General features: G+C 59.9%; 17 protein-coding genes. 2 read left to right on the top strand and 15 right to left on the bottom strand.

Annotated elements, in window-relative coordinates:
* Positions 1-75: 75 nt before the first annotated feature.
* Complete coding sequence (locus tag GTP55_RS01505) at positions 76-999, top strand: LysR family transcriptional regulator (RefSeq protein ID WP_161043220.1); 924 nt, start codon at positions 76-78, stop codon at positions 997-999.
* A gap of 3 nt (positions 1000-1002) precedes the next feature.
* Here the strand turns inward: GTP55_RS01505 and GTP55_RS01500 are convergent, their stop codons facing one another.
* Positions 1003-1632 carry a glutathione S-transferase family protein gene (locus GTP55_RS01500; protein WP_161043219.1) on the bottom strand — a complete coding sequence of 210 codons (630 nt, stop codon included), beginning with the start codon at positions 1630-1632 and terminating at the stop codon, positions 1003-1005.
* Positions 1633-1709: 77 nt separating this feature from the next.
* On the opposite strand from GTP55_RS01500, the gene GTP55_RS01495 reads away from it, so the two are divergent.
* A complete protein-coding gene (locus GTP55_RS01495; protein ID WP_161043218.1) occupies positions 1710-2525 on the top strand; it encodes an AraC family transcriptional regulator in 816 nt (271 codons plus the stop codon).
* A 247-nt stretch (positions 2526-2772) separates the two neighbouring features.
* Here GTP55_RS01495 and GTP55_RS01490 read toward each other — a convergent pair whose 3' ends face one another.
* The 14 genes from GTP55_RS01490 to GTP55_RS01425 all read right to left on the bottom strand — a co-directional run bounded on the left by GTP55_RS01490 (position 2773) and on the right by GTP55_RS01425 (position 15274).
* The gene (locus GTP55_RS01490) at positions 2773-3195 is read right to left on the bottom strand and encodes a F0F1 ATP synthase subunit epsilon (RefSeq protein ID WP_110846061.1); all 423 of its coding nucleotides are present in this window, start codon (positions 3193-3195) and stop codon (positions 2773-2775) included.
* A gap of 58 nt (positions 3196-3253) precedes the next feature.
* Positions 3254-4654, bottom strand: a complete 1401-nt coding sequence (gene atpD / locus GTP55_RS01485; RefSeq protein ID WP_110846060.1) for a F0F1 ATP synthase subunit beta — start codon at positions 4652-4654, stop codon at positions 3254-3256.
* Between the two features lie 30 nt (positions 4655-4684).
* The gene (atpG, locus tag GTP55_RS01480; protein WP_110846059.1) at positions 4685-5560 is read right to left on the bottom strand and encodes a F0F1 ATP synthase subunit gamma; all 876 of its coding nucleotides are present in this window, start codon (positions 5558-5560) and stop codon (positions 4685-4687) included.
* 58 nt (positions 5561-5618) lie between these two features.
* A complete protein-coding gene (gene atpA, locus GTP55_RS01475) occupies positions 5619-7160 on the bottom strand; it encodes a F0F1 ATP synthase subunit alpha (RefSeq protein WP_161043217.1) in 1542 nt (513 codons plus the stop codon).
* 75 nt (positions 7161-7235) lie between these two features.
* The gene (locus GTP55_RS01470) at positions 7236-7781 is read right to left on the bottom strand and encodes a F0F1 ATP synthase subunit delta (protein ID WP_161043216.1); all 546 of its coding nucleotides are present in this window, start codon (positions 7779-7781) and stop codon (positions 7236-7238) included.
* Positions 7782-7783: 2 nt separating this feature from the next.
* Entirely contained in the window at positions 7784-8254 is a 471-nt protein-coding gene (locus GTP55_RS01465) for a F0F1 ATP synthase subunit B (RefSeq protein ID WP_110846056.1), read from the bottom strand.
* Between the two features lie 42 nt (positions 8255-8296).
* Positions 8297-8575 (bottom strand): F0F1 ATP synthase subunit C, encoded by a 279-nt coding sequence (gene atpE, locus GTP55_RS01460; protein WP_072782978.1) that lies wholly within the window; start codon positions 8573-8575, stop codon positions 8297-8299.
* A 59-nt stretch (positions 8576-8634) separates the two neighbouring features.
* A complete protein-coding gene (atpB, locus tag GTP55_RS01455; protein ID WP_161043215.1) occupies positions 8635-9429 on the bottom strand; it encodes a F0F1 ATP synthase subunit A in 795 nt (264 codons plus the stop codon).
* Between the two features lie 21 nt (positions 9430-9450).
* Complete coding sequence (locus GTP55_RS01450; protein WP_371868270.1) at positions 9451-9816, bottom strand: ATP synthase subunit I; 366 nt, start codon at positions 9814-9816, stop codon at positions 9451-9453.
* Positions 9817-9979: 163 nt separating this feature from the next.
* Positions 9980-10849: a ParB/RepB/Spo0J family partition protein gene (locus GTP55_RS01445; RefSeq protein WP_161043214.1), complete on the bottom strand. Its 870-nt coding sequence runs from the start codon at positions 10847-10849 to the stop codon at positions 9980-9982.
* A 19-nt stretch (positions 10850-10868) separates the two neighbouring features.
* On the bottom strand, positions 10869-11639 hold the full coding sequence (locus GTP55_RS01440; protein ID WP_161043213.1) for a ParA family protein: 771 nt from the start codon (positions 11637-11639) through the stop codon (positions 10869-10871).
* A 102-nt stretch (positions 11640-11741) separates the two neighbouring features.
* On the bottom strand, positions 11742-12404 hold the full coding sequence (gene rsmG, locus GTP55_RS01435) for a 16S rRNA (guanine(527)-N(7))-methyltransferase RsmG (RefSeq protein WP_161043212.1): 663 nt from the start codon (positions 12402-12404) through the stop codon (positions 11742-11744).
* A complete protein-coding gene (mnmG, locus tag GTP55_RS01430) occupies positions 12404-14329 on the bottom strand; it encodes a tRNA uridine-5-carboxymethylaminomethyl(34) synthesis enzyme MnmG (RefSeq protein ID WP_161043211.1) in 1926 nt (641 codons plus the stop codon). Before mnmG ends, rsmG begins: the two co-directional genes overlap by 1 nt.
* Positions 14330-14509: 180 nt before the next feature.
* A complete protein-coding gene (locus tag GTP55_RS01425; protein WP_161043401.1) occupies positions 14510-15274 on the bottom strand; it encodes a sulfite exporter TauE/SafE family protein in 765 nt (254 codons plus the stop codon).
* Between the last annotated feature and the right edge of the window lie 91 nt (positions 15275-15365).

The following is a 15365-nucleotide window of genomic DNA, read 5'->3' as shown; positions in this document are numbered from 1 at the left end:
CTTAGGCCGGCAGCGCTGATGACGTTAGTGGGGTTGGCCTATAATCAGTTTCAATCAACACTTGAAGGCAAGCCCATGGAAACCCTCGCCAATCTGGAATCCTTCGTCCGCAGCGCCGAGAGCGGCAGCTTCTCGGCAGCGGCGCGCCGGCTCGGCTTGACGCCGGCGGCGGTCAGCCGCAACGTGGCGCAACTGGAGCGCAATCTGGGGGTCCGGCTATTCGCCCGCAGCACGCGAGGCCTGGCGCTGAGCGAAGCCGGCGAGCGTTTCCGGCGTTCGGTTGCAGGGGGACTGGACAGCATCCAGGAAGCCATCGCCGACATCAAGGTCAATGCCGGGCAGCCGGCCGGCGTGCTGAAGCTGAGCGCCGCGCCGGGATTCGGCATGGATTTCCTGCTGCCGCTGATGCCAGCGTTTCTCGAAAAATATCCTGGCGTGACGCCCGACTGGGTGTTCGACAGCCGTCCGCTGGACTTGATTGCCGGCGGTTTCGATGCAGCCATCGGCGCCGGCTTTGAACTGCCCCCCGGCATGGTGGCGCGCGAACTGGCGCGCATCCATCTGATCGCGGTGGCGGCGCCGGCGCTGGTGCAGGGCAAGCGAGCGCCCGCCGACCCGTCCGAGCTAGCCGGCTGGCCCAATATTGTCATGCGTTCACCAATGACCGGCCGCGTGCGAACCCAGGTCATGCGGACCCAGGCCGGCGAGGAAGTCACGGCAAAGCAGCAGGCGGTAATGCTGGTCAGCGATCCGGACGCACTCAGCCGAGCGGTAATGCTCGGCCTCGGGGTTGGATTGATACCGGTTCCCCACGCCGCGCCACATCTGGCCAGCGGCGCGCTGGTGCGCCTGCTGCCCGACTGGTATGGCGATGTGGGAGCGGTTTCGCTCTATTTCACCAGCCAGAAACTGCTGCCGGCGAAGACGCGCGCTTTTGTCGACTTTGTCGTCGACGCGTTTCGGGCACAGCGGCTGCCGGACGCCCTCTCCAGCATGTAACGCTCATGCCACCGCTTGCTCGGCGACCAGTTCCGCGTCTTTCTCACGCGCGGCCAATGCGGCCGGACGCTGGCTCACCCGTGCAATGTACTGCTCGATGACGGGCAGCTTGGGCACCAGCCCGAACATCACCATCCAGCCGAAAGCCGTGCCCCACAGCACGTCCAGCGCGCTGAATTGTTCGCCCAGCAGGTATGGGCCTTTGGACAGTTGTTCGATTAGCGTGTTGAACATGGTGTCGAAGTCGCCGTAGTGGCAGGCTTGCTTGTCGGCCGGCTTGTTCTTTAGCCACTGGTCGACAATCGCCGGCTCGAAGCAGCTGCCGTAGAAGGCCATCCAGCGCAGGTAGGGACCGCGCAGCGGATCGCCGAGCGGCGGCGCCAGTTTGGCGTCCGGGAACAAGTCGGCCAGATAGAGGTAGATCGCCACCTGTTCGGTGATGATGGCGTCGCCATGGCGTATTGCTGGCACTTTGCCCATGGGATTGACAGCCAGATAGGCCGCTTCGCGGTTCTCGCCCTTTTTCATGTTCATCACATGCAGTTCGTACGGAGCGTGCAGTTCTTCCAGCAAAGTCAGCACGCCGGTCGAGCGTGATTGCGGGCAGTGGTACAGAGTCAGTTGCGGTGCCATGATTTTCTCCTTCGGTTGGGTGAAAACTCACGATAACTCTTGCTAAGATGGAGGTCTTGTAAAAACGCGAACGCAATATGACAACACTGCAAAGTGTACCGCGTCCGACCCGCGGTGTGGTGAATCCGGCGGCTGGCGAAAAAGTTTTTCGGCTTGCGCAATACCTGCCGGATGCCGATCTGGCGCCGTTCGTCGAACACTTCTGGCTGGTGGCGTGGACGCTGCCGGACGGCGTGGTGCATGTGCAGCGCACCCTGCCCCGCCACGCCATCCACCTGGTGTTTGACGCGGGCCGCACGGCGATCTTCGGCGTGATGACGGGATCGTTTGAATACACGCTGCAAGGCAGCGGCCGGGTGCTGGGCATCAGCTTCCGGCCCGGCGCCTTTCGCGCCTTCCTGCAGGCGGAGGTGCAGTCGATCACCGATCGCCAGCTGCCGCTGTCCGCCGTGTTTGCCTGCGACGACGCGCAGACCGAGCGCAGCGTGCTGGATGCGGCCGACGATGCCGGCATGGTCGCCGCCGCCAGCGCCTTCCTGCGCCGCGCGCTGCCGGCGCCGGACCCGGCGGTGGAGCGCATCGCCGCCATCCTGCAGGTAATCGACGGCCATGCCGACATCACGCAAGTGCAGCAGCTGGCCGATCATACCGGGCTCAGCGTGCGCAAGTTGCAGCTGGTGTTCAAGGACTACATCGGCGCCAGCCCGAAGTGGATCATCCGCCGCAAGCGCCTGCTGGACGCCGCCGACCTGCTGGCCAAGGGCAGCGCCATCAGCCTGGCCGAACTGGCCCAGCAACTGGGCTACTACGACCAGGCGCATTTCACCATGGATTTCGAAAAACTCGTCGGCAAGCCCCCTTCCGACTACCGCGTCAGCTGCAACGCTAGCTAACGGCGAGACACCCGTCAGCGGGGGACTCTCAACATCCTCTGATGCAATAAAAAAAAGGCAGCCGAGGCTGTAATGCCGTTAAGTTAAGCGCCGTCGTTCCCGCGCAAGCGGGAACCCATGCCGCGTTTGCCCGGCAAACGTCCTATGGATTCCCGCTTGCGCGGGAATGACGATGTGAAATTCCAGCTTAACTTAACTGCATTAAAGCCGAGGCTGCCTTTTTTGCTGTGCTACCGGGTTGCGTTGCTTAGTGCTTCGCGCGCAGTTTGGCGATGGCTGCCAGCTGGCCGATGGCCGCTGCCAGTTCGGCTTGCGCTTTCGCGTAGTCGATGCCGGAGCTGTTGTTGGCCAGCGTTTCTTCGGCGCGTTTCTTGGCGGCCGATGCTTTGGCTTCGTCCAGATCCTTGCCGCGAATCGCGGTATCCGCCAGCACCGTCACCGCGCCAGGCTGCACTTCCAGCAGGCCGCCGGCGACGAAGACGAATTCTTCTTCAGCCTGGCCTGGAACCTGGATGCGCACCGCGCCCGGACGGATGCGGGTGATCAGCGGCGTGTGCTTCGGGTAGATACCCAGCTCGCCCTGCTCACCCGGCAACGCGACGAATTCGGCTTCGCCAGAGTAGATCAACTCCTCTGCCGAAACCACGTCAACGTGAATAGTGTTTGCCATGTGTGTCCTATCGGGTAGAACGCCCCCGCTTTACAGCGGAGGCGAACAACTCAAACAATTAGTTGAGTTTCTTGGCTTTTTCGATGGCTTCTTCGATCGTGCCGACCATGTAGAACGCTTGCTCTGGCAGGTGATCGAGTTCGCCCGACGCGATCATTTTGAAGCCCTTGATCGTGTCTTTCAGCGAAACGTATTTACCCGGCGCGCCGGTAAATACTTCAGCAACGTGGAACGGCTGCGACAGGAAACGCTGCATCTTACGTGCGCGCGAGACCAGCAGTTTGTCTTCCGGCGCCAGTTCGTCCATACCCAGAATCGCGATGATGTCACGCAGTTCTTTGTAGCGCTGCAGGGTACCCTGCACGGCGCGGGCGGTGTCGTAGTGGTCCTGGCCCACCACCAGCGGGTCCAGCTGACGCGAGGTCGAATCCAGCGGGTCCACCGCAGGGTAGATACCCAGCGAGGCGATGTCGCGCGACAGCACAACGGTCGAATCCAGGTGACCGAAGGTGGTCGCTGGCGACGGGTCGGTCAAGTCATCCGCTGGCACGTACACGGCCTGGATCGAGGTGATCGAACCGGTTTTGGTCGAGGTGATGCGCTCTTGCAGACGGCCCATCTCTTCGGCCAGGGTCGGCTGGTAACCCACGGCGGAAGGCATACGGCCCAGCAGTGCGGAAACTTCGGTACCGGCCAGCGTGAAGCGGTAGATGTTGTCGACGAAGAACAGAACGTCTTTGCCTTCATCACGGAACGCTTCGGCCATGGTCAGACCGGTCAGCGCGACGCGCAGACGGTTGCCTGGTGGTTCATTCATCTGACCGTAGACCATCGCCACTTTGGAGTTTTCCGGGGTTTCCAGATCGACCACTTTGGCATCGGCCATCTCGTGGTAGAAGTCGTTACCTTCGCGGGTACGCTCGCCCACGCCGGCAAACACGGACAGACCCGAGTGTGCTTTGGCGATGTTGTTGATCAGTTCCATCATGTTCACGGTCTTGCCGACGCCGGCGCCACCGAACAGACCGACCTTACCGCCTTTGGCGAACGGGCAGACCAGGTCAATCACCTTGATGCCGGTTTCCAGCAGGTCCTGCGATGGCGACAGTTCGTCGTAGGCAGGAGGAGCGCGGTGGATCGAGGCGATCTGGTCGTGCGCGACCGGGCCGCATTCGTCGATCGGGTTACCCAGCACGTCCATGATGCGACCCAGGGTTGCCTTACCGACTGGCACCATGATCGGCTTGCCGGTGTTCTGGATCATCATGCCGCGACGCAGACCATCCGACGTACCCAGTGCAATGGTACGCACGATGCCGTCACCCAGTTGTTGTTGTACTTCCAGCGTCAGCTCGGAGCCTTCCATCTTCAAGGCATCAAATACCTTGGGCATTGCGTTGCGTGGAAACTCAACGTCAACCACCGCGCCGATACACTGAACGATTTTGCCATCAGCCATGTTCGTTCCTTCAAATATAGTTAAATTCGTTTAAACCGCTGCCGCACCGGCGACGATTTCGGAGAGTTCTTTGGTAATTGCCGCCTGGCGGGTCTTGTTGTAGATCAGCTTCAATTCGCCGATCACACTACCCGCGTTGTCGCTGGCCGCCTTCATCGCCACCATCCGCGCCGATTGCTCGGACGCCAGGTTTTCCGCCACCGACTGGTACACCAGCGCTTCTACATAGCGCTCCAGCAGTTCGTCGATGACAGTGGCTGCATCCGGCTCGTAGATGTAATCCCAGTTGTGATTACCTGCGTCAGCCTGCTTGGTTGCAGCCGGCAGCGGCAGCAATTGCTGGACCACCGGTTCCTGTTTCATCGTGTTGATGAACTTGGTGTAGCACAGGTACACCGCATCGACCTCGCCATTCTGGAACTTCTCCAGCATGACTTTTACCGGGCCGATCAGTTTTTCCAGGTGCGGGGTGTCGCCGATCTGGGTGACTTGCGCCACCACCGGCACGCCGACGCGATTCAGGAAACCCAAACCTTTATTACCAATCGCCACTGCAGCAATCTTGTTGCCAGCGGCTTCCAGCTCACGCGATTTGTTCGTCACCAGACGCAGGATATTGGTGTTCATGCCGCCGCACAGACCCTTGTCGGTCGTGACCACGATGAAACCAATCGCCTTCGCCGTTTCCTTGGCCTCATCGGCCAGGAACGGGTGCGTGTACTCTGGGTTTGCGTTGGCCAGATTTGCAGCGATGTTACGAACTTTCTCACTGTAGGGACGGGCGGCGCGCATACGATCCTGCGCTTTGCGCATTTTCGATGCGGCAACCATTTCCATCGCCTTGGTGATCTTCTTCGTATTTTCTACGCTTTTGATCTTGCCACGTATCTCTTTGCCTACTGCCATGAGTCCTTACTCCTTCTGCGCTGACGGCGCTCCAGGGTGAACTGAAGCGCCAAGCACCTTAAAATGCGCCGGATTTCTTGAAGTCGGCAATGGCGGCCGACAGCGTTGCTTCGCCGTCTTTGTCCAGTTGCTTCGACGCTTCAATCTTCGACAGCAGGTCAGCTTGTTTGGTCTTCAGGTACGCATGCAGGCCGGCTTCGAACGACAGCACTTTCTTGACTTCGACATCATCCAGGTAGCCCTTGTTCACTGCGAACAGCGAAGCGGCCATCAGGGAGATCGACAGTGGCGAGTACTGTTTCTGTTTCAGCAGTTCGGTCACGCGGGCGCCGCGGTCCAGCTGCTTGCGGGTCGACTCGTCCAGGTCCGAAGCGAACTGCGCGAACGCAGCCAGTTCACGGTACTGGGCCAGATCGGTACGGATACCGCCCGACAGGTTTTTGATGACCTTGGTCTGAGCAGCACCACCCACGCGCGACACCGAGATACCGGCGTTGATCGCAGGACGGATACCGGCGTTGAACAGCGAGGTTTCCAGGAAGATCTGGCCGTCGGTAATCGAAATCACGTTGGTCGGCACGAAGGCCGACACGTCACCCGCCTGGGTTTCGATGATCGGCAGCGCGGTCAGCGAACCGGTCTTGCCTTTGACTTCACCCTTGGTGAAGGCTTCGACGTAGTCGGCGTTGACGCGGGCTGCGCGTTCCAGCAGACGGCTGTGCAGGTAGAACACGTCGCCTGGATACGCTTCGCGGCCTGGTGGACGGCGCAGCAGCAGCGAGATCTGACGGTAAGCAACAGCTTGCTTCGACAGGTCATCGTAGACGATCAGCGCATCTTCACCGCGGTCGCGGAAGTATTCGCCCATGGTGCAACCCGAGTAGGCCGAAATGTACTGCATGGCAGCCGATTCCGATGCCGAGGCGGCCACCACGATGGTGTACTCCAGCGCGCCGTGCTCTTCCAGCGAGCGCACGATGTTCTTGATGGTCGAGGCTTTTTGACCGATGGCGACGTAGATACACGTCATACCCTGGCCTTTTTGGTTGATGATCGCATCAACGGCCACGGCCGATTTACCGGTCTGGCGGTCGCCAATGATCAGCTCGCGCTGGCCACGGCCGATCGGAACCATCGCGTCGATCGATTTCAGGCCGGTCTGCATCGGCTGCGAGACGGACTCACGGGCGATCACGCCTGGGGCGATCTTTTCGATTGGCGAGGTCAGCTGGGTAGCGACTGCGCCTTTGCCGTCGATCGGCTGGCCCAGCGCGTTGACCACGCGGCCTTTCAGTTCCGGACCGACTGGCACTTCCAGGATGCGGCCGGTGGTTTTGACGGTGTCGCCTTCCGAGATGTGCTCGTAAGCACCCAGGATCACGGCGCCGACCGAGTCGCGCTCCAGATTCATGGCCAGGCCAAAGGTGTTGCCTGGGAATTCCAGCATCTCGCCTTGCATCACGTCCGACAGGCCGTGAATACGGACGATACCATCGGCGACGGAAATCACCGTGCCTTGGTTACGTACTTCAGCGCCACCATCAAGGCCTTCGATACGGCTCTTGATCAGCTCGCTGATTTCAGATGGGTTGAGTTGCATACTAACTCCTAAAAGTGTTTCTCTCAGCTTGCGCGAGATGAAGAATCTGTTCTAAGCCGGTCGCCGAGGGTAAGCTCAAGCGACCAGTGCAACACGCATTTGCTGCAGCTTGGCGCGCACCGAAGTGTCCAGCACTTCGTCGCCGACCACCACGCGTACACCACCGATCAGGGCTGGGTCCACGGTCACGACCGGGTTCAGCTTGCGGCTGAATTTCTTTTCCAGCGTTGCGATCAGCGTGCTCACTTGCGCGGCGTCGAGCTCGAAGGCGCTGGTGATCTCGGCGTCTGCGGCGCCTTCCGCGGCGTTTTTCAACGCCAGGAATTGCGTGCCGATTTCCGGCAGCAGACTGACACGGCCATTTTCCACCAGCATCGTCAGGAAGTTCGTGGCTTCCGTGCTGACCGGGGTTTTCACCAGGGCCTTGAAGGCGGCGACGATATCGCTGTCCGACGCTTTCGGGTTGCGGGCGAATGCTTGCACCTCGGGGTGGGATGCGATCTGGGCCAGTTCGGCCACCAGTTCGGCCCACGCCGCGAGGTTGAACGATTCCTTACCTGCTTGGGCTACGCGGAACAAAGCTTCCGCGTAGGGACGGGCGACGGTTGCGTTTTCTGCCATGATTACAGCTCGACAGCCAGGCGCGACAACAGATCGGCGTGCGCCGAGGCGTTGACTTCGCGCTTGAGGATTTGCTCGGCGCCCTTCACAGCCAGGTCAGCCACCTGAGCGCGCAGCGCTTCGCGCGCCTTGGCCAGTTGCTGCTCGGCTTCAGCCTTGGCTTGCGCAATGATGCGGTCCGCTTCAGCTTGTGCATTCGCTTTGATTTCTTCGGCTACCAGTTGCGCGCGCTTTTCAGCGTCGGCAACGCGTTGCGAAGCTTCTTCGCGTGCACCGGACAGCGCTTCGGCGGCGCGTTTTTCCGCGACCACCATTGCTTGCTGACCTTGGTCGGCAGCGGCCAGACCATCAGCGATACGCTTGGCACGCTCATCCAACGCTGCATTCAGCGATGGAAATACGAACTTCATCGACACCCAGACCAGCACCGCGAAGGTGATCATCTGACCGATGAGAGACATATTGATGTCCATACCTTTGCTCCTAACTAAAAGTTTCTCCTAGGGTGGAGCAGATTACTGAGCGACGGTTTGCAGAGCGGCCAGGAATGGGTTGCTGAAGGTGTACAGCAGAGCAACACCAACGCCGATCATCGAGATCGCATCCAGCAGACCAGCGATCACGAACAGCTTGGTTTGCAGTTGTGGCATCAGTTCTGGTTGACGGGCCGACGCTTCCAGGAATTTACCGCCCAGAATGGCGAAACCCAGCGCGGTACCGATAGCGGCCAGGCCGATGATGATAGCGGCTGCCAGAACGGTCATGCTTTGTACTTGTGCGATCAGAGCTTGCATTGAAATTTCTCCTAAGATTTAAAAAAGACTACAGATACTAAAAAGTTAAAAACGAAAATTTAGTGCTTCTCAACCGCAATGGCCAGATACACAACCGTCAGCGCCATGAACACAAACGCTTGCAGGGTCACCACCAGAATGTGGAAGATCACCCACGGACCACCGAGCAGCCACTGTGCCCACCATGGCAGCAGAGCGATCAGAATGAACAGCAGTTCGCCGGCATACATATTGCCGAACAAACGCAGCGACAGCGACAGTGGCTTGGCCAGCAACTCGATCAGCTGGAAGGCCAGGTTGACCGGCGCCAGCACGATGGCCATGAAGCCATGCGCGTGGAACGGCGCGGTCAGCAGCTCTTTACCCCAGCCGCCCAGACCCTTGGCTTTGATCGAGAAACCAATAATGCACAGCATGACGCCGAACGACATGCCGAAAGTGTGGTTGACGTCGGCGGTTGGCACGACGCGCAGCTTGTGGACGCCGACGAACGACAGCAGCTTAGGCAGCAGGTCGACCGGCAGGAAGTCCATGGCGTTCATCAGCCAAACCCAGCAGAAAATGGTGATCGCCAGCGGGGCGATGACCTTGCTCTTGGCGTGGAAGGCCGAATTGACCACTTCGTTGACCAGTTCCATCACGGCTTCGACGAAGTTTTGCAGCTTGCCCGGCACGCCGGCGGTGGCGCGGCGGCTGGCCATGTAGAACACCCCCAGGAACACCAGGCCCAGAATGGCCGAAACCCAGAACGTGTCCAGGTTAAAGGCGCCGTCGGCCGATTTCAGGTGGCTCAAGTGGTGCTGAATGTACTCGATATTGGTGGGCGCTTCGTGCCCTACGTGTTCAGTGGTCATAAAAATATAAGATTTTGGTGATTAAATTGCGAGCAATGCCAGCCAGTAAGCGAAAGTTGACACCGCGAAACCCAAGATCAGCCATAACCATGAGGCCGACTGAAACAACGCTAGTGCGACGATAAACAGCACTACCGTGATAAATATTTTTGTCACCTCGGCGCGCACATGCGCGCGGAAGGCTTTTTTGGCGTCATTTGTTCCGCCCGCAACAATCATCGCGTACATCAGACTCCCGATGACTGCGATTGCTCCGCCATAGGCGGCCGACCAAGCTTTGATTACGCCACCTATATTCCAGGTGAGCAAGGCGAACCCAGTGGCGATGGCCAGCTGGAGGGCGACGACTCGGAACACCGGCTTGGAAATGCTCGTCGAATTACTCACTGCGAGCCTCCTTAAAAACCGATTAAACCCCAAAGACGCGTGATTATATGTGTCTTTCATGTATCGCGTCAAACATGCTGCACCGCAGCAGAGCATTTAGTGCACGAATGAGACGCTTTTAGAAACATTTCCGCTGTCATTGCACCAAGTTAGAACTTCGGGTTTAGGCGCGCAGGCGGGCGAGGACTCCGTCGAGGATGTCGAGATCGGCAAAGTCGATGATCATCTGACCGCGGCCTTTGGCGCCCATCTTGAACACCACCGGCGTGGCCAGCTTGTCGGACAGCTCTTCTTCCAGGCGCGCGATGTCGCCGGATTTTTCTTTCGCGCGTGCTTCTTTTGGCGAGGCTTGCAGTTCTTCCAAGGTTTTGGTGACCAGCTTCTCGGTTTCGCGCACCGATAATCTTTTGGCAACCACCATGTTGGCGAGGTTGATCTGGGTGGCGGCGTCGACCGACAGCAGCGCGCGCGCGTGGCCCATGTCGATATCGCCGGCCATCAGCATGGTTTGCACCGGCGACGCCAGGTTCATCAGGCGCAGCAGGTTGGACACCGCGCTGCGCGAGCGGCCGACTGCCGTGGCCGCCTGCTCGTGGGTGAAGCTGAAGTCGGTGATCAGGCGGTGGATGCCCTGCGCCTCTTCCAGCGGATTCAGGTCCTCGCGCTGCATGTTCTCGATCAGCGCCATGGCGGCGGCGGCCTGGTCGTCGACATCGCGCACCAGCACCGGCAGCGTGTCCAGTCCGGCCAGCTGGGCGGCGCGGAAGCGGCGTTCGCCGGCGATGATCTCGTATTTGTCCTTGCCCACCGGACGCACGAGGATAGGCTGCATGATGCCCTGGGTTTTGATCGAGGCGGCCAGCTCCTGCAGGCCACCTTCGTCCATGCGGGTGCGCGGCTGATATTTACCAGCCTGCATTTTGCTCACCGGCAGTTCGGACGGCGTGTTGGCGTCCGCCGTGGTCAAGTCGCTATCGCCGCCGAGCAGCGCGTCCAGGCCGCGACCCAGGCCTTTGAATTTTTTAGTTGCCATGTATGTGCCTGCCTATGCCTTACATTTTCTTGATGCGTTTGACCATCTCGGCGCCGAAGGCGATATACGCCTGCGCGCCCTTGGAGGCCGGATCGAAGGTGACGCCCGGTACGCCGTACGACGGCGCTTCCGCCAGGCGCACGTTGCGCGGGATGATGGTCTTGAAGACTTTGTCGCCGAAGTGCTGCTCCAGCTGCGCCGACACCTGCTGCGACAGCGTCATGCGCGGATCGAACATCACGCGCAGCAGGCCGATGATCTTCAGGTCCGGGTTCAGGTTGGCGTGCACCTTCTTGATGGTGTTGACCAGGTCGGACAAGCCTTCCAGCGCATAGTACTCGCACTGCATCGGGATGATCACGCCGTGTGCAGCGCACAGGCCGTTCAGCGTCAGCATCGACAGCGCCGGCGGGCAGTCGATCAGAATGAAATCGTACTCCTTGTCCACAGCCGCCAGCGCTTCCTTCAGGCGGCGTTCGCGGTTGTCCAGTTCCACCATCTCGACTTCGGCGCCGGCCAGCTCGCGGTTGGACGGCAGCACGTCGAAGTGGCCCGGCTCCGAACGCTGGCGCGCGGTGGCCACGTCGGCGGTGCCAAGCAACACTTCATACGTCGATGAAGGCAGGCCCGCCTTGTTGATGCCGGCGCCCATGGTGGCATTGCCCTGCGGGTCGAGATCGACCAGCAATACGCGCTGATCCAGTTTGGCCAGACCGGCGGCCAGGTTGACTGTGGTAGTGGTCTTGCCTACGCCGCCCTTTTGATTTGCTACGCAAAAAATTTTTGCCATGTAATTCTTATGTGTGTTGATGCTTTTGATTTATACGGTATAAACGATATAAACGATTTATACTATTCATATGATATAAACCATTTATATCGTATAAACCGTTTATACTATTTCTGCGTTTTCATCAGCCTGGATGAATACCAGGTGGCGTTCTGCGTCCAGCCCCGGCACCGCCAAAGGCTCCAGTTTCTGCACTTTCCATGGTGCCGGAAGTCGCTCTCGCTCCTCTGCCGGGGCCGTGCCTTTCAAGGCGATAAACTGCCCGCCGTCCGCCAACAGGTGCCCGGACCAGGTGACGAAGTCCGACAAGTCTGCGAAGGCCCTCGAGGTGATGACGTCGAACTTGGTCTTCACTTCCAGTTCCTGCACCTTCCTGGTGTACACCGTTACATTGCCCAGTTCCAGCTCCGCCTTCACCTGGTTGAGGAAGGCTGTCTTCTTGTGCACCGTGTCGATCATCGACACTTTCATGTCCGGCCGGCTGATCGCCAGCACCATGCCCGGCAAGCCGCCCCCTGCCCCAACGTCCAGCACATTGGCCGCGCCCGCGAACGCCGGCACTGCCGCCAGCGAGTCCAGCAGGTGCAGCTTGACCATTTCCATGGGGTCGCGCACCGAGGTCAGGTTGTACACCGAATTCCACTTGTTCAGCAGGGCCAGGTAGTCCAGCAGCTTTTCTACCTGTTCCTCGCGCAGCTGCAAGGGCAGCTGCTTGATGCCTTGTTTCAAAACATCCGCTACTACACTGCGGTCAAACACCTTCATTAAGCTGCCTCTTCTTTATTCAAAAAACCGCCGAAACCGGCCTTCTTCAGGTGCACCAGCAGCAGCGAAATCGCCGCCGGCGTCACACCGGAAATACGCGATGCCTGGCCCAGCGTTTCCGGACGCTGCGCGTGCAGTTTCTGGCGCACTTCTACCGACAATGCGGTGATGTCCAGGTAGCTGAAACCTTCGGGCAATTTCAGGTTTTCGTAGTGCTCATGGCGCTCGACTTCCTTGGTCTGACGGTCGATATAGCCCGAATATTTGAGCTGAATTTCGATCTGTTCCTTGACCGCTTCGTCGGTCTCGCCCGGACCTGCCAGCTCGCGGCCGTCAGTACCTTTGAGCGTCATCAGCGTGTCGTAGGCAACGCCCGGGCGGCGCAGCAGGTCGGCCAGCGAATACTCGCGCTCGATAGCCTGGCCAATCACGCGTTCGGATTCGGCCGCTTCCAGGATGCGCGGGTTCACCCACGTGGAGCGCAGCCGCTCCAGTTCGCGGCCAACCGACTCGCGCTTGCGGTCGAAGGCTTCCCACTGCGCATCGCCGATCACGCCCAGCTTGCGGCCGATTTCGGTCAGGCGCATGTCGGCGTTGTCTTCGCGCAGGCTCAGGCGGTACTCCGCGCGGCTGGTGAACATGCGGTACGGCTCCATCACGCCTTGCGTAACCAGGTCGTCCACCATCACGCCCAGATAGGCCTCAGAACGGGCTGGGGTCCAGGCTTCGCGGCCCTGGGTTTGCAGCGCGGCGTTGACGCCGGCCAGCAAGCCCTGCGCCGCCGCCTCTTCGTAACCCGTGGTGCCGTTGATCTGGCCGGCGAAGAACAGGCCGTTGATGGCCTTGGTTTCCAGCGAGGCTTTCAGGCCGCGCGGGTCGAAATAGTCGTATTCAATCGCATAGCCTGGACGCAGGATGTGGGCGTTTTCCAGGCCTTTCATCGAGCGCACCAGCGCGATCTGCACGTCGAACGGCAAGCTGGTGGAAATGCCGTTTGGATAGAATTCGTGCGTGGTCAGGCCTTCCGGTTCCAGGAAAATCTGGTGCGATTCCTTGGACGCGAAGCGGTGGATTTTGTCTTCGATCGACGGGCAATAACGCGGGCCGACGCCTTCGATCACCCCAGTGTACATCGGGCTACGGTCCAGGCCGCCACGAATGATGTCGTGGGTTTGCTGGTTGGTGTGGGTGATCCAGCACGGCATTTGCTCAGGGTGCATGGCGGCATTGCCCATCACCGAGAACACCGGCACCGGGTTGAGGTCGCCCGGCTGCTCCGTCATTTGCGTGAAGTCGATGCTGCGGCCGTCGATGCGCGGCGGCGTGCCGGTCTTCAGGCGGCCTTGCGGCAGCTTCAGTTCTTTCAGGCGCGCGGACAGCGACACGGCAGGCGGATCGCCGGCGCGGCCACCGGAGTAGCTGTTCAGGCCGACGTGGATCTTACCGTCGAGGAAGGTGCCGGCAGTCAGCACCACGGCTGGCGCCAGGAACTTCAGGCCGATCTGGGTGACGGCGCCGACCACGCGGTCGCCCTCCACGATCAGGTCGTCCACTGCCTGCTGGAACAGCCACAGATTAGGCTGGTTTTCCAGGCGCTCACGGATGGCGGCCTTGTACAGGATACGGTCGGCCTGCGCGCGCGTGGCACGCACGGCCGGACCTTTGGAGGAATTCAAGATGCGGAACTGGATACCCGATTCATCGGTAGCGATCGCCATGGCGCCGCCCAGCGCATCGACTTCTTTGACCAGATGGCCTTTGCCGATACCGCCGATGGAGGGATTGCACGACATCTGACCCAGCGTCTCAATGTTGTGGGTGAGCAGCAGCGTCTTCTGGCCCATGCGGGCAGAAGCGAGTGCAGCTTCGGTACCGGCATGACCACCGCCGACAACGATGACGTCGAATTTCGTAGGAAATAGCATGGTGGAGAATTTAAAGCGAAGGGGATCAAGGTCAGATTATAGAGTTTTTTTGGTGCTGCGACTTTTTTAGGCAAAAATATTGTTGGCTGTGTTCCACGTGAAACAATGAAAAAAGGGCACTTGGTGAGTTGCCAAGTGCCCTTTTTCTATTGTTTCACGTGGAACAGTGTCACCAGGTTATCACCACCGCAGCCATGCGTCGTAGCCAGTTTTGACGATCAGTACCGACACCACCACCAGGAACAGCTTGCGGACGAAGCCGCTGCCATGCTTCATCGCCATGCGCGAGCCGATCAACGAGCCGGCGATCTGGCACACAGCCATGGTCAAGCCCAGCTGCCAGATCAGGTGTCCGGCGTAGCCGAACCACACCAGGCCGGCGAAGTTGCACGCCACGTTGACCACCTTGGCCACCGCCGACGCGCCCAGGAAGTCGAACCCGAACACACGTACGAACAGGAACACCAGGAAGCTACCGGTACCCGGACCGAAAAAGCCGTCATAGAAACCGATGGCGGCACCGACCACCAGCGCCAGCGACTGTTCCTTGGCGCCCGAGTGGACCGGCGCATGCACGCTACCGAAGTCCTTCTTGGCGAAGGTGTAGATAGCCACCAGCACCAGCACCACCGGCAGCGCGGTGCGCATGAAGTCGGCCGAGACGTGGGTAACGGTGTAGGCACCGAAGAAGGCAAATACCAGCGCCGCCAGTGCAGCGGGCGTCGCCACCGACCAGGCAATCGCCACCCGGCGCGCATAGCTGACCGCCGCAACGCTGGTGCCGAAGATGCTGGCCAGCTTGTTGGTGCCGATTAGCGTGGCTGGCGCCATGTTGGGGAACACCGTGAACATGGTCGGGAGCTGGATCAGCCCGCCTCCCCCAACCACCGCATCGACCAGCCCTGCGCCGAACGCAGCAATTCCTAACACCCAGAAGTCCACCATCATTCCCGCCACCTGTAACGTGCAAAGGCTCTATTGTACGGAAGAAATCTGCGCCAGCTTATGCGCATGCAGCATGGCTTGGGGTAAGCTA

The sequence above is a fragment of the Duganella margarita genome (assembly GCF_009857535.1).
Classification (GTDB): domain Bacteria; phylum Pseudomonadota; class Gammaproteobacteria; order Burkholderiales; family Burkholderiaceae_D; genus Rugamonas; species Rugamonas margarita.
This window is presented reverse-complemented; position numbering and strand designations above follow the sequence as displayed.